This is a genomic window from Dokdonia sp. R86516 (genome assembly GCF_044596715.1).
In the GTDB taxonomy this organism is placed as follows: Bacteria; Bacteroidota; Bacteroidia; order Flavobacteriales; family Flavobacteriaceae; genus Dokdonia.
This window is the reverse complement of record NZ_CP138998.1, coordinates 1,939,467-1,961,277: the sequence shown is the minus strand read 5'-3', so window position 1 is coordinate 1,961,277 and position 21,811 is coordinate 1,939,467. Positions and strand designations below refer to the sequence as shown.

Annotated in this window: 15 protein-coding genes and 5 tRNA genes; all 20 read right to left on the bottom strand. The window is 37.3% G+C overall.

Annotation, left to right across the window (positions count from 1 at the left end; genetic code table 11):
• Position 1: 1 nt before the first annotated feature.
• The 20 genes from SJY23_RS08960 to SJY23_RS08865 all read right to left on the bottom strand — a co-directional run bounded on the left by SJY23_RS08960 (position 2) and on the right by SJY23_RS08865 (position 21,808).
• The gene (locus SJY23_RS08960) at positions 2-3,604 is read right to left on the bottom strand and encodes a CheR family methyltransferase (RefSeq protein ID WP_396596068.1); all 3,603 of its coding nucleotides are present in this window, start codon (positions 3,602-3,604) and stop codon (positions 2-4) included.
• A gap of 642 nt (positions 3,605-4,246) precedes the next feature.
• Positions 4,247-8,548 carry a DNA-directed RNA polymerase subunit beta' gene (gene rpoC, locus SJY23_RS08955; RefSeq protein ID WP_035334246.1) on the bottom strand — a complete coding sequence of 1,434 codons (4,302 nt, stop codon included), beginning with the start codon at positions 8,546-8,548 and terminating at the stop codon, positions 4,247-4,249.
• Between the two features lie 96 nt (positions 8,549-8,644).
• Positions 8,645-12,466: a DNA-directed RNA polymerase subunit beta gene (gene rpoB / locus SJY23_RS08950; protein ID WP_192816522.1), complete on the bottom strand. Its 3,822-nt coding sequence runs from the start codon at positions 12,464-12,466 to the stop codon at positions 8,645-8,647.
• A 195-nt stretch (positions 12,467-12,661) separates the two neighbouring features.
• Positions 12,662-13,033 carry a 50S ribosomal protein L7/L12 gene (rplL, locus tag SJY23_RS08945; RefSeq protein WP_035334247.1) on the bottom strand — a complete coding sequence of 124 codons (372 nt, stop codon included), beginning with the start codon at positions 13,031-13,033 and terminating at the stop codon, positions 12,662-12,664.
• 56 nt (positions 13,034-13,089) lie between these two features.
• Positions 13,090-13,611, bottom strand: coding sequence for a 50S ribosomal protein L10 (rplJ, locus tag SJY23_RS08940; protein ID WP_396596067.1), 522 nt, complete (start codon positions 13,609-13,611; stop codon positions 13,090-13,092).
• Positions 13,612-13,626: 15 nt separating this feature from the next.
• Positions 13,627-14,325 carry a 50S ribosomal protein L1 gene (gene rplA / locus SJY23_RS08935; protein ID WP_396596066.1) on the bottom strand — a complete coding sequence of 233 codons (699 nt, stop codon included), beginning with the start codon at positions 14,323-14,325 and terminating at the stop codon, positions 13,627-13,629.
• 20 nt (positions 14,326-14,345) lie between these two features.
• Entirely contained in the window at positions 14,346-14,786 is a 441-nt protein-coding gene (rplK, locus tag SJY23_RS08930) for a 50S ribosomal protein L11 (protein WP_035334250.1), read from the bottom strand.
• A gap of 81 nt (positions 14,787-14,867) precedes the next feature.
• Positions 14,868-15,422 (bottom strand): transcription termination/antitermination protein NusG, encoded by a 555-nt coding sequence (gene nusG, locus SJY23_RS08925; protein WP_035337793.1) that lies wholly within the window; start codon positions 15,420-15,422, stop codon positions 14,868-14,870.
• A 10-nt stretch (positions 15,423-15,432) separates the two neighbouring features.
• Positions 15,433-15,636, bottom strand: a complete 204-nt coding sequence (gene secE, locus SJY23_RS08920) for a preprotein translocase subunit SecE (protein WP_013749864.1) — start codon at positions 15,634-15,636, stop codon at positions 15,433-15,435.
• Between the two features lie 106 nt (positions 15,637-15,742).
• Positions 15,743-15,815, bottom strand: a tRNA-Trp gene (locus SJY23_RS08915).
• A 170-nt stretch (positions 15,816-15,985) separates the two neighbouring features.
• Entirely contained in the window at positions 15,986-17,173 is a 1,188-nt protein-coding gene (tuf, locus tag SJY23_RS08910) for an elongation factor Tu (RefSeq protein ID WP_396596065.1), read from the bottom strand.
• A gap of 118 nt (positions 17,174-17,291) precedes the next feature.
• Positions 17,292-17,363 (bottom strand) — tRNA-Thr (locus SJY23_RS08905).
• Between the two features lie 49 nt (positions 17,364-17,412).
• Positions 17,413-17,485, bottom strand: a tRNA-Gly gene (locus SJY23_RS08900).
• A 47-nt stretch (positions 17,486-17,532) separates the two neighbouring features.
• Positions 17,533-17,614: transfer RNA gene (locus SJY23_RS08895), tRNA-Tyr, on the bottom strand.
• 101 nt (positions 17,615-17,715) lie between these two features.
• Positions 17,716-17,789 (bottom strand) — tRNA-Thr (locus SJY23_RS08890).
• A 118-nt stretch (positions 17,790-17,907) separates the two neighbouring features.
• Positions 17,908-18,204 carry an HPF/RaiA family ribosome-associated protein gene (locus tag SJY23_RS08885; protein WP_035334252.1) on the bottom strand — a complete coding sequence of 99 codons (297 nt, stop codon included), beginning with the start codon at positions 18,202-18,204 and terminating at the stop codon, positions 17,908-17,910.
• Between the two features lie 69 nt (positions 18,205-18,273).
• Positions 18,274-19,161: a tyrosine-type recombinase/integrase gene (locus SJY23_RS08880; protein ID WP_396596064.1), complete on the bottom strand. Its 888-nt coding sequence runs from the start codon at positions 19,159-19,161 to the stop codon at positions 18,274-18,276.
• A 174-nt stretch (positions 19,162-19,335) separates the two neighbouring features.
• A complete protein-coding gene (gene rpsU / locus SJY23_RS08875; RefSeq protein ID WP_013749868.1) occupies positions 19,336-19,530 on the bottom strand; it encodes a 30S ribosomal protein S21 in 195 nt (64 codons plus the stop codon).
• Positions 19,531-19,613: 83 nt separating this feature from the next.
• Positions 19,614-20,798, bottom strand: a complete 1,185-nt coding sequence (locus SJY23_RS08870; protein WP_035334254.1) for an acyl-CoA dehydrogenase family protein — start codon at positions 20,796-20,798, stop codon at positions 19,614-19,616.
• Between the two features lie 128 nt (positions 20,799-20,926).
• Entirely contained in the window at positions 20,927-21,808 is an 882-nt protein-coding gene (locus SJY23_RS08865; protein ID WP_396596063.1) for a ComEA family DNA-binding protein, read from the bottom strand.
• Positions 21,809-21,811: the final 3 nt, after the last annotated feature.

Genomic DNA, 21,811 nt, shown 5'->3' with positions numbered 1-21,811 from the left:
CTTACTTTTTAATTTTAAAATAAAACGTACTTCCTACATTAACTTGAGAATCTACCCAAATTGATCCATCGTGAAGTTTTACAATTTTTTCACAATGGGCAAGGCCCACGCCCGTACCTTCATATTTATGCTGAGTTGATGCTCGCCCAAAGATTTTAAATACTTGATCAAGATCTTCTTCGGCTATTCCTATACCGTTGTCATTAATCACAAAAGTCCAATATCCATCATCTTCAAAGGATGAAATACGTACTACAGGACTCACATCTGGCTTTGAATATTTAAGAGAGTTCCCTATTAAGTTCTGGAACAACAATCTTAACTCTGTATTATATGCTTGGATAGTAGGCATTTTACTAAGATGTATTTTACCGCCACACTCTCTTAATCTTTTACCAAGATCATATTTTACGATTTCTAGTAATTCTTGCACGTTTACTTCTGTACGCTCTAGCTCTTGCCCTATGCGACTATGTTCAAGAAGTCCTTTGATTTGGTTTGCCATTCTACCTGCTGCACCATAAATGTACCCTAAGTATTCGGTGGCCTTAGGGTCTAGATCATCTCCAAATTTCTTAAGAATAACATCACTACTAAAGCGTATCGTTCCTAAAGGTTCTTGTAAATCATGCGAGCATATAGATACAAACTGTTCTAAATCTGTATTAATGCGCTGTAGCTCTTCATTCTTATCATACATTAACTGCTGTGCATGCTGTAAGTCTGAGATATTAACTAAGGTAGAACGTGAGTACGAGTGACCTTCTTCTGGAATTACAAGCTCTGAGTTAAGGATAATAGGTATCTCGTTACCTTCTGTATCTACAAGGGTCATTTGCTCACCTTCTATCACTCCTGTTTTTTGAATTTCATCTAGAAGTCCAAGCCCTTTAGCCTTAGAATCATCTGTATAAAAATCAAATATACGCCTGCCTACAACCTCACTTCGAGAATTTAAGCCTATTGTATCAATGAAAATTTTATTACACTCTACGATACGTCCCGTAGAAGGATCAACACTTACGTGCATCACAGGATCATTCTCATAAAAGTCTTTAAACTTCTGCTGGCTTTCTTTTAATTTCTTTTGTGAATCGACCGTTTTTGTAATGTCTACAAAGGTGATTACAGAACCCTCTATCTTATTTGATCCTGTATAAAATGGAGAAATACGCCTTATATACGAGCGCCCACCTTTTTTATTAATTTGTGTTTCATTTACCTCTCCTGTGCTCATCACTGTTTCAATCTTACTTCTAAGTGATGATTTTTTACCAGTACCTAACTGGATCAAGAAGTGATCTATAGGTCTCCCTATATCTTGCTTCATTAACTTAAAATGTTCTTGTATAGAAGGTGTAAATTTTCTAATCGTAAGTTGTCTATCTAGAAAGATTGTTGCTATCTGAGTACTGTTAAGAATATTATCCATATCCGCATTAAGTAATGCTAGATCATCCATTTTTTCAATGTGCTCTACATTCACTGTGTGCAGCTCTTCATTTACACTCTGTAGCTCCTCATTTGTACTTTGCAACTCCTCATTTGATGCTAGCAACTCCTCATTGAGCGTTTGTAATTCTTCATTACTAGTCTCTGCATCTTCCAGTGCTTTTTTAAGTTCCCCCCTTGTTTCCTCTATCTCGTCTATAAGATCTTTGATGCGTTCATCTGGAGCTACTGCAAGATTCATTGTACCACGAGCTATGGCTGCATCAGGATTTAATTCCTTTTCAATAAACGTAATTACGTAATTACAATCATCAGCGTTATTTTGAAAAATGGGTTTTACTAGCACATTTACAACAGTATCTGCTCCTGCTTTTGTAGTAATAACATCATTGTAAATGAAGTCTTTTTTGGAACGTTTTGCTTTTCTTGCCGCCGAGTTTACAGCTGTTTTTAAATTATCAGGAAGCATCTTTAGTAAGTCTAAAGAAAAACCGCTTTCAGGTAATTGTGCATATTTTGAAAAAGAACCCAATGCATCTAGTACTTTAAAATCTGCATCAACATATACACTTGCAGTATCAAATTGAGACAAAAGCGCATTGCTGATACTCATTTTAACGTCACTAGTAAATGTTTCTTTCTTTTGAATCACTGTCTTTTTCTGCTTTCGCGAAAGCATAACATTACTCTTATCTGCATTTGAGGTAAGTAACTCACTATGCATTCTTTCTGATGGATGGATGTTCTTAAAAATTTTAAGCTTAGCATTTATTGTCTCAAAGGAGTTACGCAAGGCAGTTATAGACTCACTTGATCCTAGAAATAAAAATCCATTAAGTTTTAGTGCATAATGTAATGTATGCAATACCGCAGTTTGCACCTCTGGCTTTAAATAAATTAAAAGATTACGGCATGACACCATATCCATATTTTTAAATGGAGGATCTTTTAAAATATCATGATTTGAAAAAATTATTTTCTTTCTAAGGTCTTTATCTATTTTAAACTCCTCTCCATCTTTAATAAAGAACTTCTCTAATTTACTGGGAGAAACACTCTGAACAATAGTATTATTAAAGACTCCTTGAGATGCTAGTGCAATATGCTCTTCAGAAATATCTGTTGCAAATATTTTGAGTTTGATATCCTTCTCTTGACGATCTATTTCTTCTTGAAAGAGGATTGCTAGTGAGTATGCCTCTTCTCCGGTGGAGCAAGCCACATCCCACACTTTTATTGTATCTCCATCTCTTTTATTTCTTACAATACTAGGTATAGTCTCAGCCTCCAATAAATTCCAAGCGTTTGTATCTCTAAAAAATTTTGTAACTCCAATTAAAAACTCCTTGTACAACACAGAAACCTCTTCTGGATGAATTTTTAAATATGCTATGTACTGATCAAAATTCCCCATTTTGAGGTTTTGCATACGTCTTTCTGTACGTCTCAGAATTGTAGGGCGCTTATAATAATTGAAATTTATATTGGTATTAGTATGCAGGATATTTAAAATAGCACGTAAACGTTCATTATCTTCTACAGAGATATCGTCCTTAAAATTAAATACGTCTTCATTATTAAAGTAACGATGTATTTCATCTATCATTTCTCCAGCGGGTACAATATAGTCTACGTCACCACTATTAATTGCGCTTGTAGGCATCCCATCAAAGCTCGCCTCATCTGGCTGCTGTACAAGTACCACTCCTCCATGTTCTTTAATCGCTTGCACGCCTTTTGTGCCATCACTACCCGTACCACTTAATATAACGCCTACCGCTTGCTTCCCGTAAGCCTCTGCAAGAGAACTCATGAATAAGTCTATAGGAAGATTAAGTGTTTTAGCCACTGGTTTATCTAATAATATAAGGTGTCCATTTTCAATAATAAGATTCATTGAAGGAGGTATCACATAGATATGACTACGTTTTATTTCTGAGTCATTAGTAACCGCAACTATAGGAACATTTGTTTTTTTAGACAGCAATTCGGCCATAAGGCTTTTGTGGTCTGGAGATAGGTGCTGTATAATTATATAACTGTAATCGTAATTTTCGACTACATTATTAAAAAAGGCATTAAGTGCCTCTAGGCCGCCAGCACTGGCTCCTACAGCAACAATAACATGCTTTTTATTATCTGTATCTTTCAAAAAAGTAGGGGTTAAAACTGTAATTTTTACTAAAAAAAATAACTGAAGATATGTTTAAAACTTCAAATTAAGTTTTGTTTAAGAAATTTACGATTAAATATTAACATTTTGTTTATGTTCATAGAAAATCAAAAGAAATAATCATTTTTTTAGTCAAAAGCGTTCATAGTCTCACTCAATAAAGCACATTCTACTCATTTTAATAATTACATTATTTCCAGACTATAAGCGCTAGATCTGTTTTTTTGACTTAGAGAGTAAGTAATTTCACAACCTCTTCACTTGCCTAATTGCACTCAACTTTATGAGAATATTTTCTACACATTATTTAATTAATGTTTGACACACTCGTTCATTATACGAGAAATAGTTTCACTTAAAAAAATTATAACAGTCTCAACAACTTTTAGGTGTATGAATAATTCCCATTATTAAATTAAGATGATTAGTTATGAAAATTAGTACGCTTTCGCGAAAGCATAAATCAACACTTATAGTATGAATTGATCATAAAAAGGTTGAAGCCCAACTAAGAAATAAATTCGCTTTTGTCAAATAAAAAACCCGCCCAGCATCGCTGAACGGGTTTTAGATATTTTTCAAATTCTTTTTTCTTAATGAATCAAGAACTTAAATTATATACTAGTTGTAATTTACTTCTTGCTTTTCAGCCATCATATTCTCAAGATCTTCTTTGCTTCCCACGAGTATATTATCGTAACGACGCATTCCCGTTCCTGCTGGAATTTTGTGACCTACAATTACATTTTCCTTAAGACCTTCTAAGTAATCAATCTTACCGCTTACAGCAGCTTCGTTTAATACTTTAGTTGTCTCTTGGAATGATGCTGCAGAGATGAATGACTTAGTCTGTAACGATGCTCTTGTAATACCCTGAAGGATAGGAGAAGCTGTAGCTGGACTTACATCACGAGCTGTAACTTGATTCTTATCTTCTCTTCTAAGTAAAGAGTTCTCATCGCGAAGTTCACGAGGTGAAACTAATTGACCTGGTTTAAGTCTCTCAGATTCTCCTGCATCTTCTACGACTTTCATACCGTACATCGCATCATTTTCTTCAATGAAATCTGCTTTGTGTACCAGTTGATTCTCTAGGAAGATAGTATCCCCTGGATCTTGTATACGTACTTTACGCATCATCTGGCGCACAACAACTTCAAAGTGCTTATCATTAATCTTCACCCCTTGTAAACGATATACTTCTTGTACTTCGTTAACTAGGTACTGCTGTACTGCAGACGGCCCTTTGATATTAAGAATATCATTAGGTGTCACAGATCCATCAGAAAGTGGCATACCTGCGCGTACATAATCATTTTCTTGAACAAGAATCTGATTAGATAACTTCACTAAGTACTTTTTGATTTCTCCAAGCTTAGACTCTACGATTATCTCACGGTTACCACGTTTGATTTTTCCGAATGAAACTACACCGTCTATTTCAGATACTACTGCTGGGTTAGATGGGTTACGTGCTTCAAACAATTCAGTTACACGTGGAAGACCCCCTGTAATATCGCCAGCCTTTGCAGACCTACGAGGTATTTTTACAAGAATCTTACCTTCTTTAATCTTATCTCCATCATCAATCATAAGGTGAGCTCCTACTGGTAAGTTGTAAGAACGTAGCGCGTTTCCTTTGCTATCCTCAATGATTAATGTTGGTATTTTTTTCTTATCTCTAGATTCAGAAATTACTTTCTCTTGGAAACCTGTTTGCTCATCTGTTTCAACACGGTAAGTGATACCTTGCTCAATAGACTCAAACTTAATTTTTCCTGCAAATTCTGAAATAACTACACCGTTAAATGGATCCCACTTACAGATTACATCTCCTTCTTTCACTTTATCACCAGAGCTGGCAAATATTTGTGAACCATAAGGAATTGTATTTGTACTTAAGGTAATACCAGTTTTAGGATCAGATACTTTTGCCTCAGATGTACGAGAGATTACAATTTGAACATCGTTTCCTTCGCTATCTTGACCAGTTACAGTTTTAAGATCTTCGATCTCAAGTAGTCCAGGGAATTTAGCTGTTACACTAGAATCCTCAGACACACCTCCTGCTACCCCTCCTACGTGGAACGTACGAAGTGTAAGTTGTGTACCTGGTTCTCCAATAGACTGTGCTGCTACTACTCCTACAGCCTCACCCATTTGCACCGTTTTATTGGTTGCTAGGTTACGACCATAACATTTTACACAAATACCTTTCTTAGCCTCACAAGTAAGCGCAGAACGTACTTCTACAGTTTCTATTGGTGCAGCACCTATAAGTTCTGCTATATCCTCATCTATCTCTGCTCCTGCTTCAACGATCACTTCGTTTGTAAGTGGGTTGATAACATCATTAAGAGAAGTACGACCTATAATACGCGCACTTAGAGATTCAATAACCTCTTCATTTTTCTTAAGAGCTGCTACCTCTACTCCTCTTAACGTACCACAATCTGTACTGTTAATAATAACATCTTGTGATACATCTACTAGACGACGTGTTAAGTAACCTGCATCTGCCGTTTTAAGGGCGGTATCTGCAAGACCTTTACGTGCACCGTGCGTTGAGATAAAGTACTCAAGAATTGAAAGACCTTCCTTAAAGTTAGAAAGAATAGGGTTTTCAATAATAGCACCACCTCCATCGTTAGATTTTTTAGGTTTTGCCATAAGACCACGCATACCAGTAAGCTGACGTATCTGCTCCTTAGATCCACGTGCTCCTGAGTCAAGCATCATATATACCGAGTTGAACCCTTGTTGATCCTCACGGATACGCTTCATAGAAAGCTCTGTAAGAGTAGCGTTTGTTGATGTCCAAACATCAATAACTTGGTTATAACGCTCTGTATTAGTAATAAGACCCATATTATAAGATCCTGTAATACCCTCTACCTGCTCATTTGCTTCGTCTATCATACCATGCTTCTCATCTGGGATAATAATATCACCAAGTGAGAATGATAATCCTCCACGGAATGCAAATCCATATCCCATAGTTTTAATACGGTCAAGGAAGTCTGCAGTTACAGGTACACTTGTTACTTTAAGAATACCACCAATGATATCACGAAGCGACTTTTTAGTCAATACTTCGTTAATATATCCAGCTTCTTCTGGCACTGCTTCGTTAAATAATACACGACCTACAGTAGTCTCGATTACTTTATAAACAAGCTCTTTGTTTTCATTAAAATCCTTAGCACGTATTTTAATGATAGCATTAATATCTACACGCTTTTCATTGTAGGCAATATTTACCTCTTCTGCAGAGTAGAAAGTAATTCCTTCTCCTTTTACATGAAACTCCGGAGTAGATTTTCTGGCCTTTGTCATATAGTAAAGACCTAATACCATATCCTGAGAAGGTACTGCTACTGGAGCACCATTTGCAGGGTTTAAGATATTGTGAGAAGCAAGCATTAATAACTGCGCCTCAAGTATCGCCTCTGGCCCAAGTGGTAAGTGTACTGCCATCTGGTCACCATCAAAATCGGCGTTAAATGCTGTACATACTAATGGGTGTAACTGTATTGCCTTACCTTCAATAAGCTTAGGCTGGAATGCCTGTATACCTAGACGGTGAAGCGTAGGAGCACGGTTAAGGAGGATAGGATGTCCTTTAAGAACATTCTCTAAAATATCCCAAACCACTGGCTCTTTCTTATCTATTATTTTCTTTGCAGATTTTACTGTCTTTACAATCCCACGCTCAATAAGCTTACGGATTACAAATGGCTTATAAAGCTCTGCAGCCATTCCTTTAGGAATACCACATTCAAACAATTTAAGCTCAGGTCCAACAACAATTACAGAACGTGCTGAATAATCCACACGCTTACCAAGTAAGTTCTGACGGAAACGCCCTTGCTTACCTTTTAAAGAATCAGATAGAGACTTTAATGGTCTGTTAGAATCTGTTTTTACTGCAGATGACTTACGCGTGTTATCAAAAAGTGAATCTACAGACTCCTGTAGCATACGCTTTTCATTACGTAAGATAACCTCTGGAGCTTTGATTTCCATCAATCTCTTAAGACGGTTGTTACGTATAATTACACGACGATAAAGGTCATTTAAATCCGATGTTGCAAAGCGACCTCCATCTAGTGGCACTAATGGGCGTAATTCTGGTGGAATTACTGGAACAACTTTCATAATCATCCACTCTGGATGATTCTCACGGTTTTTATTTGAATCACGAAGAGCTTCTACAACTTGAAGACGTTTAAGCGCTTCCGTTTTACGTTGTTTAGACGTTTCGTTATTAGCTTTATGACGTAACTCGTAAGATAGTTCATCAAGATCTATCCTTTTAAGAAGATCGATCAAACACTCAGCACCCATTTTGGCGATAAACTTGTTTGGATCCTCGTCATCAAGGTATAGGTTTTCTTGTGGTAAACTGTCAAGTATGTTTAAGTACTCCTCTTCAGTTAAGAAATCCATCTTGTTAAGCTCCTCACCTTCTTCACTCTTTGCAATACCTGGTTGTATAACCACATAACGCTCATAGTAAATGATCATATCTAATTTCTTAGAAGGAAGACCAAGTAAGTAACCTATTTTGTTAGGTAACGATCTAAAGTACCATATGTGTGCAACTGGAACCACAAGATTAATGTGCCCCACGCGATCACGACGTACTTTCTTTTCTGTTACTTCAACACCACAACGATCACATACGATTCCCTTGTAGCGTATTCTTTTATATTTACCACAAGCACACTCATAGTCCTTTACAGGACCAAAAATACGCTCACAGAACAGCCCGTCACGCTCTGGCTTGTGCGTACGGTAGTTTATTGTTTCCGGCTTTAAAACTTCTCCTCTTGATGCTCCTAGAATAGATTCTGGAGACGCAAGACCAATCGAGATAGCATTAAACTTCGGCTGTTGTACATTGTCATTATTTCTTGCCATAATTCTGTATATGTCGAATTAATTATTGTTGTGAATGGTTGTTGTTACGCTTTCGCGAAAGCGAACCCTTGAAAGAATCCGCTTTCCAAAAACCATTTACTTTTCTTCTAGACGAATGTCTAGTCCCAGTCCTTTAAGTTCATGCATCAATACGTTGAAAGATTCTGGAAGACCTGGCTCAGGCATAGGTTCTCCTTTTACAATACTTTCATACGTCTTAGCACGACCAATCACGTCATCAGATTTTACAGTTAAGATCTCACGCAATGTTGCCGAAGCTCCATATGCCTCAAGAGCCCAAACTTCCATCTCACCAAAACGCTGACCTCCAAACTGCGCCTTACCTCCAAGAGGTTGCTGCGTAATAAGAGAGTATGGTCCGATAGAACGCGCGTGCATCTTATCATCTACCATGTGCCCTAGTTTTAACATGTAGATAACTCCTACTGTTGCTGGTTGATCAAAACGATCTCCTGTACCTCCATCATATAAGTATGTATGTCCAAAACGTGGAATACCTGCCTCATCAGTAAGTGCATTAATTTGATCTAATGTAGCTCCATCAAAAATAGGCGTCGCATAGGTTCTTCCTAATTTTTGACCAGCCCATCCCAGTACCGTTTCATAAATCTGCCCAATGTTCATACGAGATGGTACACCAAGTGGGTTAAGAACGATATCTACTGGAGTTCCATCCTCAAGGAAAGGCATATCTTCTTGACGAACGATACGTGCAACAATACCTTTGTTACCGTGACGTCCTGCCATCTTATCTCCTACTTTAAGCTTACGTTTTTTAGCAATATAAACCTTAGCAAGTTTGATGATACCAGCTGGTAACTCATCTCCTACTGAGATTGTAAATTTCTCACGACGTAAGTTTCCTTGTAAATCGTTTTCTTTAATCTTATAGTTGTGTAATAAGTCTGCTATAAGTGCATTAGTCTTATCATCTGTAGTCCAGGTTCCTTGTGTAAGGTGCGTGTAATCTTCTACAGAGTTAAGCATCTTAAGTGTGAATTTCTTTCCTTTAGGAAGAACTTCTTCACCTAAGTCATTCATAACACCTTGAGCAGTTTTACCATTTACTAGCTTAAATAATTTTTCAATTACTACCGCCTGTAAATCATCAAACTTATCATCATATTGATTTTCAAGAACAGCGATGTCCTCCTTATCTTTTGCACGCTTACGCTTATCTTTTATTGCTCTTGCAAACAATTTCTTATTGATAACCACACCGTGTAAAGATGGAGAAGCTTTAAGTGAAGCATCTTTTACATCTCCTGCTTTGTCTCCAAAAATGGCACGTAAAAGTTTTTCTTCTGGAGTAGGATCAGACTCTCCTTTTGGAGTAATCTTACCTATTAGTATATCTCCAGGTTTTACCTCTGCTCCTATACGGATCATTCCGTGCTCATCAAGATCCTTAGTAGCTTCCTCAGAAACGTTAGGGATATCATTAGTAAGCTCTTCATTACCTAACTTAGTATCACGCACATCAAGAGAATACTCATCAATGTGAATAGAAGTGAAGATATCATCACGTACTACCTTTTCAGATATTACAATTGCATCCTCAAAGTTATATCCTTTCCAAGGCATGAAGGCAACCTTCATATTACGTCCTAGTGCAAGCTCCCCTTTCTCGGTAGCATACCCTTGACATAGTACTTGGCCTTTTTCTACTCTATCACCTACTTTTACAATAGGCTTCAAGTTGATATTTGTTCCTTGGTTCGTTTTACGGAACTTTATAAGGTTATATGATTTAGAATCTTCGTCAAAACTAACTAGACGCTCATCTTCCGTACGATCATATTTGATAGTAATCATGTTTGCATCTACATACTCAACAGTACCCGCACCTTCTGCGTTAATAAGTACTCTAGAATCTGTAGCTACTTGACGTTCCAGACCTGTTCCCACTATAGGCGCATCTGCCATAATAAGTGGTACTGCCTGGCGCATCATGTTTGATCCCATCAATGCACGGTTTGCATCATCATGTTCCAAGAATGGAATAAGAGATGCAGATATAGATGCAATCTGGTTAGGAGAGACATCTGCATAGTGTACCGTATCTGGGTCTACTACAGGAAAATCACCTTCCATTCGAGCAATTACTTTTTCTTCAGTAATTGATCCGCTGTCATCCATCGGGTTGTTTGCTTGTGCAATTAACATCCCTTCTTCCTCCTCTGCACTTAAATAAAGTGGTTCAGATTTTAAATCGATTTTACCGTTTTCTACCTTCCTATATGGAGTCTCAATGAATCCCATATTATTCACCTTTGCATAAACTGCAAGAGATGATATAAGACCAATGTTTGGCCCCTCTGGGGTTTCAATAGGACATAATCTTCCGTAGTGAGTATAGTGAACATCACGTACCTCAAATCCAGCACGCTCACGAGATAGACCTCCAGGTCCAAGAGCAGAAAGACGACGCTTGTGCGTTATCTCTGCAAGAGGATTGGTTTGATCCATAAATTGTGATAACTGGTTTGTTCCAAAGAATGAATTAATAACAGAAGACAATGTCTTAGCATTAATCAAGTCAATAGGAGTAAAAACTTCATTATCACGAACGTTCATACGCTCACGAATAGTACGAGCCATACGTGCAAGACCTACACCAAACTGTGCAGATAATTGCTCACCAACGGTACGCACACGACGGTTTGATAAGTGATCAATATCGTCAATCTCTGCTTTTGCATTAATTAACTCAATTAAATACTTAATAATAGTAATAATATCAAGCTTAGTAAGCACCTGCTTATCCATCTCAATATCAAGACCTAATTTCTTGTTCATTCTATAACGACCTACCTCACCTAAGTTGTAACGTTGATCTGAGAAGAATAATTTATCAATAATACCACGTGCTGTTTCCTCATCTGGCGGTTCAGCATTACGTAGTTGTCTATAAATGTGTTCAACAGCCTCTTTTTCAGAGTTTGTTGGATCTTTTTGTAATGTATTATGGATAATCGCATAATCTGCCTGCTGATTATCTTCTTTGTGAAGTAATACAGTCTTAGCTCCAGCTTCAAGAATTTCTTCTACATGCTCTTTTTCTAATACAGTATCACGATCAAGCACAATCTCGTTACGCTCGATAGAAACAACTTCACCAGTATCTTCATCTACGAAGTCTTCATGCCACGTATTAAGAACACGTGCAGCAAGCTTACGACCTAAATATTTTTTTAATCCTGTTTTAGAAACTTTTACTTCTTCTGCAAGGTCAAAGATTTCAAGAATGTCTTTATCTCTTTCAAAACCGATTGCACGGAAAAGTGTAGTAACAGGTAATTTCTTTTTACGATCGATATATGCGTACATAACGCTATTAATATCTGTCGCAAATTCTATCCAAGATCCTTTAAAAGGTATTACTCGGGCAGAATATAATTTTGTTCCATTTGCGTGGAACGATTGTCCAAAGAAAACTCCAGGTGAACGGTGTAGTTGAGAAACAACAACACGCTCTGCGCCATTGATCACAAATGTTCCGCTAGGAGTCATGTATGGAATTGTACCTAGATATACATCTTGTACAATAGTTTCAAAATCCTCGTGCTCTTCGTCAGTACAGTATAATTTCAGACGTGCTTTTAAAGGCACACTATATGTAAGACCTCGCTCAATACACTCTTGTATAGAGTATCTTGGTGGGTCAACGAAATAATCTAAAAACTCGAGTACAAAGTTGTTACGAGTATCTGTAATTGGGAAGTTCTCGAGAAAAGTATTATAAAGACCCTCATCACCTCTCTCATCAGACTTTGTTTCCAGCTGGAAAAAATCTTGGAAAGACTTTACTTGAATATCCAAAAAGTCTGGATAATCAGGTCTATTCTTTACCGATGAGAAACTGATTCTTTCTCCTTGTTTTGCATCTTGCATCATCAACGAACGGAATTTGATTAGAACTAAACTTGCCCCTTAGCAAGTTTAAAAATGATTTATTTTGTACGATTAAAACCAAGTAAATATCGAGTCACAAAAAAAGGTAACCACTTTATACGACAAATGGTTTAGGTATAATCATACTCCTTTCGGAGTACAATTAACCTAAACCTTTATCCTGCTATTATGGTAAGCTTACTTAAGCTCAACCTCTGCTCCAGCTTCTTCTAATTGAGCTTTAAGTGCTTCAGCTTCGTCTTTAGAAACACCTTCCTTGATAGGAGATGGTGCATTATCTACAAGCTCTTTTGCGTCTTTAAGTCCAGCTCCAGTTAATTCTTTTACAAGTTTAACTACAGCAAGTTTAGAACCACCAGCAGCTTTAAGGATTACGTCAAATTCTGACTTTTCCTCAGCAGCTTCAGCTCCAGCTCCAGCTGGTCCAGCTACTACTGCAGCAGCAGCAGGCTCGATACCGTATTCATCTTTTAAAATAGTAGCTAACTCGTTTACTTCTTTTACTGTAAGGTTAACTAATTGTTCTGCGAAATCTTTTAAATCTGCCATTTTCTATCGTTTTTGAAAATTGTAATTGTTATATAATAAATAATAGTGCGTACTGCTTAACCTTCCTTTTCAGAAAGGGTTTTGATAATACCAGCAAGTTTCCCTCCACTTGACTTAAGAGCGCTAACAACGTTCTTAGCAGGCGACTGAAGCAATCCAACGATGTCTCCAATAAGTTCTTCTCTAGATTTGATATTTACCAGACTCTCTAGTTGATCATCACCAACATAGACAGCTTCTTCAATAAATGCTCCTTTTAAAACAGGCTTTTCAGATTTCTTACGAAATTCTTTAATTACCTTAGCAGGTGCATTACCCGTCTCAGCAAACATGATTGCAGTGTTCCCCTTTAATACATTAGGAAGTTCTGCAAAATCCTTGTCTGATGCTTCCATTGCTTTTGCAAGCAATGTATTCTTAACTACTGCAAGACTTACTCCAGCTTTAAAACATGCACGACGTAAATTAGAAGTCGTACCTGCATCTAAACCAGATATATCTGCAAGATAAATATTTACATTATCCCCTAACTGCGCAGTTAAATCTTTAATTACTATTGATTTTTCTTCTCTTGTCATAATTTAAAATTTGAACTAGTCAGTAGCGAATCGCTTAGCATCTACCTCTACAGATGGACTCATTGTACTAGACATAAAAATACTCTTTATGTAAACACCTTTTGCCGTAGTAGGTTTAAGCTTTACTAATGTTGTTATTAATTCTCTTGCGTTTCCTGCAATCTTATCAGCATCAAAAGATGCCTTACCTACAGAAGCGTGGATGATACCAGTTTTATCAACTTTAAAGTCAATTTTACCAGCCTTCACATCAGATACTGCCTTTGCAATATCCATAGTCACTGTACCAGTCTTAGGGTTAGGCATTAAACCACGTGGTCCTAAGACACGTCCTAAAGGTCCTAATTTACCCATTACACTAGGCATTGTGATTATAACGTCTACATCTGTCCAACCACCTTTAATTTTCTCAAGGTACTCATCAAGTCCAACGTAATCTGCACCAGCCTCTTGAGCCTCTGCAGCCTTGTCTGGAGTAACAAGTGCAAGCACCTTTACATCCTTACCAGTACCGTGAGGTAATGTCACCACTCCACGAACCATTTGGTTTGCTTTACGAGGATCAACATTAAGACGTACAGCAATATCTACAGAAGGATCAAAGTTTACGTTACTTACTTCTTTAATTAAAGCAGAAGCATCAGCAAGACTGTAGGTTTGACCCGCTTCAATCTTCGTCTGATTTTCTTTTTGCTTTTTTGTTAATTTTGCCATTTTAATTTTGTTTTAAGCTATTAAGCTGGAGCATCTCCACCTTTAACCGTTATTCCCATTGAACGAGCTGTACCAGCCACCATCTTCATTGCACTATCAACTGTAAATGCATTTAAGTCAGGCATCTTGTCCTCTGCAATTGCACGTACTTGATCCCAAGTAACTTTTGCAACCTTCTTACGGTTAGGCTCACCAGAACCACTTTTAACTTTAGCTGCTTCCAATAATTGAACTGCCGCTGGAGGAGTCTTGATTACAAAATCAAAAGACTTATCCTTATAAACAGTAATTGCAACAGGAAGTACCTTACCAGCTTTATCTTGAGTCCTAGCATTAAACTGCTTACAGAACTCCATGATATTTACACCGGCTGCACCTAAAGCAGGTCCTACTGGTGGAGAAGGATTTGCAGCCCCTCCACGTACTTGTAACTTAACAACCTTACTTACTTCTTTTGCCATTTCTAAAAATTTAAACAGATTTGCTCATAATGTGGAAGCATAGAACAAAATCTAAAATATATTAATGTAACAATTAATTTCTTATACTTTTTCCACTTGCATATAGCTAAGCTCTAACGGAGTCTTCCTTCCAAAAATCTTCACCATCACCTCAAGCTTACGCTTTTCTTCGTTAACCTTCTCTACAGTACCATTAAACCCATTAAATGGACCATCAATCACCTTGATTGTCTCACCTATAGTAAATGGTATAGATATACTATCCTGCTTAACAGCAAGCTCATCTACCTTACCTAACATGCGATTAACCTCCGACTTACGCAAAGGAACAGGATCACCTCCTTTAACCTCACCAAGAAAACCAATTACACCATTAATTGACTTAATGATGTGAGGAATCTCCCCACCAAGGTTAGCTTTTACCATTATATACCCAGGAAAATAAACACGCTCTTTATTAACCTTTTTTCCATTACGGATTTGGATAACTTTTTCAGTAGGCACTAACACCTCCTCTATACTATCCTCAAGATTTAAACGAGATATTTCTTGCTCGATATACGCTTTAACCTTATTCTCTTGACCACTAACGGCCCTTACCACATACCACTGCTTTGTGCTGCTTGTCTTAGCCATCTTGCCTGAATTAATTTGTTCCAACTACTTTATCAAAATACAACTTAATCACATTACTAAAAACGGTATCAACACCCCAAATAGCCAATGAAAAAATTATTGAAAACACAGCAACCACAACCATAAGACGTTGCGCTTCTGGAAGCGGCGTCCACGTTACGTGGTTTCTAAGCTCATTATATGATTCTTGAACGTAATTAATTAATCCAGCCATAATAGTTATTTCTTTCTAAACAAACACTAAGCAAGCGCATCAGTGTTTTAATGTTTTCAAAATATAAATTAGCTCTAAAAATAAATCCTAAAGCTAATTTAAGTTGCACGGGATGAGAGACTCGAACTCACGACACCTGGTTTTGGAGACCAGTGCTCTACCAACTGAGCTAATCCCGTATACTTTAAGTTTTGAATCTCAAATTTCAAAAGTGAAATAATCGTTATTATTCAAAAACTTAGGATTTCAAAAGCAACGCTTTCGCGAAAACTAAACAGAACCCCTCTTAACAAAAGTCAAGGCGTCTTGCAAAACAAGACACCTTTCCTTTTTATCTATAGACTAGAAATTAATCTAATATTTCAGTTACCTGACCAGCACCTACAGTTCTACCACCTTCACGTACTGCAAAACGTAGTCCGATACTTAAAGCGATAGGCTGGATAAGCTCAACAGTAATTGTTAAGTTATCTCCAGGCATCACCATCTCAACTCCATCAGGAAGAGCGATGTTACCAGTTACATCAGTTGTACGTACGTAAAACTGTGGACGGTAGTTATTGTGGAATGGAGTGTGACGTCCACCTTCTTCTTTCTTAAGGATATAAACCTCAGCTTTAAACTTAGCGTGTGGTGTTACTGATCCTGGCTTAACAATTACCATTCCTCTAGAAATCATTGATTTCTCAATACCTCTTAAAAGGATACCAGCGTTATCTCCAGCCTCACCTCTATCAAGGATCTGACGGAACATTTCAATACCAGTAATAGTAGATGTAAGTTTCTCTGCACCCATACCAATGATCTCAACAGGATCTCCAGTGTTTGCAATACCAGTTTCGATACGACCTGTAGCAACTGTTCCACGACCTGTAATAGAGAATACATCTTCTATTGGCATAAGGAAAGGCTTTTCAGTCTCACGTAATGGCTCTTCGATCCAAGCATCAACAGCAGCCATAAGCTCTAATACTGTATCAACCCATTTTTGCTCACCGTTTAATGCCCCAAGAGCAGAACCAGCAATTACAGGACCGTTATCTCCATCATACTCGTAGAAAGAAAGAAGATCTCTGATCTCCATCTCTACAAGCTCAAGTAATTCTTCATCATCAACCATATCCACTTTATTCATGAATACAACGATACGAGGAATACCTACCTGACGACCAAGAAGGATGTGCTCACGTGTTTGTGGCATTGGACCATCTGTAGCAGCAACAACAAGTATAGCACCGTCCATTTGAGCAGCACCAGTTACCATATTCTTTACATAATCGGCGTGACCTGGACAATCAACGTGTGCGTAGTGACGGTTTTCCGTAGCATACTCAACGTGTGAAGAGTTTATTGTTATACCTCTTTCTTTTTCCTCAGGAGCATTATCAATTTGATCAAAAGCAGAAGCTTCTGAATAACCCGCATCTGCCAATACTTTTGTAATCGCAGCTGTTAAAGTTGTTTTACCGTGATCTACGTGTCCGATAGTTCCAACATTTAAATGGGGTTTCGAACGATCGTATGTTTCCTTTGCCATAATGTAATTATTTAATCTTAGTTATTATTAGTGTACTAGTTTACTATTGATCGAGTACCTTCTCATTTAAACACGAAAAGTGAGTGCGACCAGCACTCATTGTTATTAATTCTTTTTGAGCCAACGACGGGAATTGAACCCGTGACCTCTTCCTTACCAAGGAAACGCTCTACCCCTGAGCTACGTCGGCGGATTTTTTTTACGCTTTCGCGAAAGCTCAACACCTCAAAGGTATTTAGAGCGGGAGACCAGGTTCGAACTGGCGACATTCAGCTTGGAAGGCTGACGCTCTACCAACTGAGCTACTCCCGCGTTTATAAACTCACCTTATATATGAATACAAAGTGAGATTAAAGGTGTGGGGAGAGCAGGATTCGAACCTGCGAAGTTAAAAACAACTGAGTTACAGTCAGTCCTCGTTGGCCGCTTGAGTATCTCCCCATTGTATTATCAAAATTCAGTGCGCAAAACTACGTATTAATTTTGAATAATAAAACAATATTTTAAAGAACTTTTTAACCTTTTTATTTTGGTTAAAAAAGAGCCGATGGAGGGACTCGAACCCACGACCTGCTGATTACAAATCAGCTGCTCTAGCCAGCTGAGCTACATCGGCTTTTTACTTACATACGACTCCCTAAAGAGACATAAAAAAGTCCGCTATTTCTAACGGACTGCGAAGATAACTAATTTTTATACTTATCCAATTTTTTTTCAAAAAAAAATTAAAAAAATTAAGATCTAATTTTCTCTTTCCTTTTCAAAAGCATCCTTTCCATAGACTGCACACATGTATCTGTGGCCTCTTCAAAAGATTTGGCCATTTTCTTTACAATAAACTCATCCCCTGGAACACTGATCAATAGCTCAACAATTTTATTATCCGGCTTCACATTAGGCTCTAATTTCAAGAACACATCTGCGTGAATTATCTTATCATAAAAATGCTCAAGCTTTCCCACTTTTTTTTCAATAAATTCAATGAGTTTTACATCTGCATCAAATTTTGGAGCTTCTACAGTTACTTTCATAAGATTATATATTTTAGGTTTATAATTCAAACACCTAATAAATAGTGTTTGCTTCTAGTACGCCAAGAATCATTTTTTATTACGCGGGTGTGCTTTAGAGTAAACATCTTTGAGCGCTTGGACGCTATTGTGAGTATATACTTGCGTAGATGCAAGACTCGCGTGACCCAACAACTCTTTTACAATATTCAAGTCTGCACCCTGATTAAGCAAATGTGTCGCAAAAGAGTGCCTTAATATATGAGGACTCGTCTTTAACTTATCTGACGTCTCACTAAAATAACGATTAATTATCCTGTACACAAGGGTGCTATAGATTTTAGCACCTTTATTAGTAACCAAAAGAGCATCTACTCCATCATTAACCACAGAAGATCTAATAGCAGTGTACCTATTATAGGTATCAACAACACTAGAAAGTAATGGAACAACGCGCTCCTTATTACGCTTACCTATAACTTTTATGGTTTTTTGAGTTACATCAACACTACCCATCGTCAATCCAACAAGCTCTGCACGTCTCATTCCCGTCGCATACAACAGCTCAATAATCAACAAGTCCCTTAGCGTAACAAAATTATCAGCTTCTTTTAGTCGTTCAAAAACAGTACCCACCTCTAGCTCAGAGAATGGAATTTGCAACCTTTTGGGTGTTTTTAGAGACTTATGTTTAGCCAGCGGTAAAGCTTCAATGTCACCTATTTTAAGTAAAAACTTATAATATGCCTTTAAGGAGGATATTTTTCTATTGACCGTTCTATTGGAAACTCCATTATCCACAAGAGTCACAATCCAAGATCGGATTTGAACATAATGAATGTCTGCTAAATTACTTTGATCAAAAGTTATTTTGGCGAAAGCCAAAAACTCAACAACATCTTTCTCATATGCTACAACAGTATGCTGACTATAATTTTTCTCAAGGCTGAGATATTCTAGAAAGGATATCAATGACATAAGTGGTGGCTTATAAAATTTTAATGCAAATTTCTTTTATAAAATATACATAAAATAAAAAACCGTTGCACTGTAAAGATAAACTTTACAACACAACGGTTTTATATGATTCAGAGAGGTTTAATCTCCCTGTTAATCCAGATCATGCTGAGCATGACAACGGATTAATAAATGCTAGATATTCTCTGCATCTCTCATCCCTTGGATGTACGATGCTTTTTGAATCTCACGTCTTCTTACTACAGAAGGCTTTGTAAACTGCTTGCGCTCTCTAAGATTACGCATAGTCTTTGTGCGATCAAATTTACGCTTAAAACGTTTAAGCGCTCTATCTATATTTTCTCCGTCTTTTACTGGTATAATTAACATAGTGGGACCTCCTTTCTTTAAATTCTTATTCGGTTTTCAGGCTGCAAATATACGCTTTAAAAGTAACCCTACAACCCTATCCTTTAATTTTTTGAAATTTCTTCAGACTTAGGCTTATAAGTCTTCTTATCGATAACCATTTTTGCAATGATTTCGCGTAATATCTCTGAAGTACCTCCACCTATAGGACCTAGTCTACTATCACGTAACATACGAGCAAGTGGATATTCTTCCATATAACCATAACCTCCTAGCATTTGTAAACAGTCATAAATTACTTCGTCTGCAATTTTTGTCGCAGTAAGTTTTGACATGGTTGCCTCTTTCACCACATATTCACCTTTATTAAGACGGTATGCTACAGTATAATTAAAAGCTTTTGACATCTCCACCTCTGCCTGACGCTCTGCAAGTTTATGACGCAATGCTTGAAACTTATCAATAGTAACTCCAAAGGCCATTCTCTCTTTCATGTAATCTAAGGCATACTCGATAGCATACTCTGCTCTCGCGTGAGCATTAATACCCATAATAAGACGCTCTGATGCAAAATGCTGCATAATGTAACCAAAACCTGCATTTTCTTCACCCATAAGGTTTGCTGCTGGCACCTTCACATTATCAAATGCGATCTCTCCAGTATCTGATGCTCTCCACCCTAGCTTATCAAGTTTTGTAGCACTTATACCAGGCATATCTCTATCTAAAAGAAAGATACTCATGCCCTTTCCTCCTAGCTCAGGAGCGGTTTTTGCCGCAACAATTAAATAATCTGAATATACACCGTTTGTGATAAAGGTTTTAGACCCATTAATCACGTAGTGATCCCCATCCTTTACAGCAGTGGTTCTCATTCCAGCCACATCACTTCCCCCAAAAGGTTCTGTAATACATAAACATCCTATTTTATCTCCAGCAATACTGGCCGTAAGATATTCAGACTTTATTCTTTCATCTCCCTCTACATTAAGGTGTGTCATTGCAAGGTAAGCGTGTGCCCATATTGCCGCTGCAAATCCTCCACTATTAATGCGCTGTAATTCTTCTAATAAAATTACAGTATAGAAAAAATCTAAGTTCATTCCTCCATATGCCTCAGGATAACTAATCCCAAAGAATCCCATATCTCCAAACTTCTTCCAGATAAAACGTTCTATCTGTCCTGTTTTTTCCCACTTATCAATGTGTGGCACTACTTCTTTCTTAAGGAAATCTCTCAAGCTTGCGCGAAAGAGGTTATGCTCTTCCGTAAAATACATGTCTGTCATATTTAAAGTTCTTTTTCAATCCAACCGTAAAACTTTTTCAGCTCCACATTGTTGGAAATTTCATCCTAATGAGTAATTCTCTAAAAAAAGAATAATTACTAAGAATGTGATGTTTATTTATAGCAATTTCAATCAATATGTAAATATAAACTTATTATATCATATTTAAAGTCTGTCATACCATCCAAATTTTTCAATTCTTCTATTGATTTGACACCTTCTCTGAGAATTCGATAATCTACTATCTCTTTGGCTAAGTCAAAATTAAGCAGAGGAACCGTAGATAAGTCTGATGCGGTCGCAGTATTAACATTTACTGGTACAATAGCAGGTTTTTCTTTTACCGTATATTCATCAAGGACTGCGCGCTTTATACTTTTGTCAACACCAAAAACACTGTAAATCTGAAAATCCACCTGATAACCACCGGTTTTGCCGAGATGCCGAAGTACTTTGCTGGCTGCATTGTCATCTACTCCTTTAATAGCAAGTAATTTTTCAAAAGTTACACTATTAAGATCACCTTTTTCTTCGGCAGTTTTCCATTTTCTTTTAGAGTTAAACTTCTTTTTTGGGGTATGTTTTTGCTCTTCAATCCATTTCGGCCATTTAAAGTAGGGCTCTAGAACACCTAGTAAAGAATCTGAAACACCTGATACTTTTTGAAACTGAATGGCGGAGTCAAACCATTTTCCGCTTTCGCGAAAGCGTAACACTCTATCTATCTCCTCTGTGGTCATACCAAGTTTATAACCGTTGAAGTCCGTCAGTAATGTAGGATTGAAAGGAAAAATTTTAGGCTTACGTTTTTCAATCTCTACCAGCTTAAGAGAGTCTATTTCCTCCTGAAATGCCAAAATCTCTAGAACTTCTTCTTGAGATATTTGCACATCTGCTTCTGAGGGATAAAAAATTACCGTAGCAGTACAAGCAATGATTATTGCTATAAAAAAGAAAATCCCATTTCTTTTACGCCTATCGTAAATGAAATGGGATTTTAAAGTTTTCATACT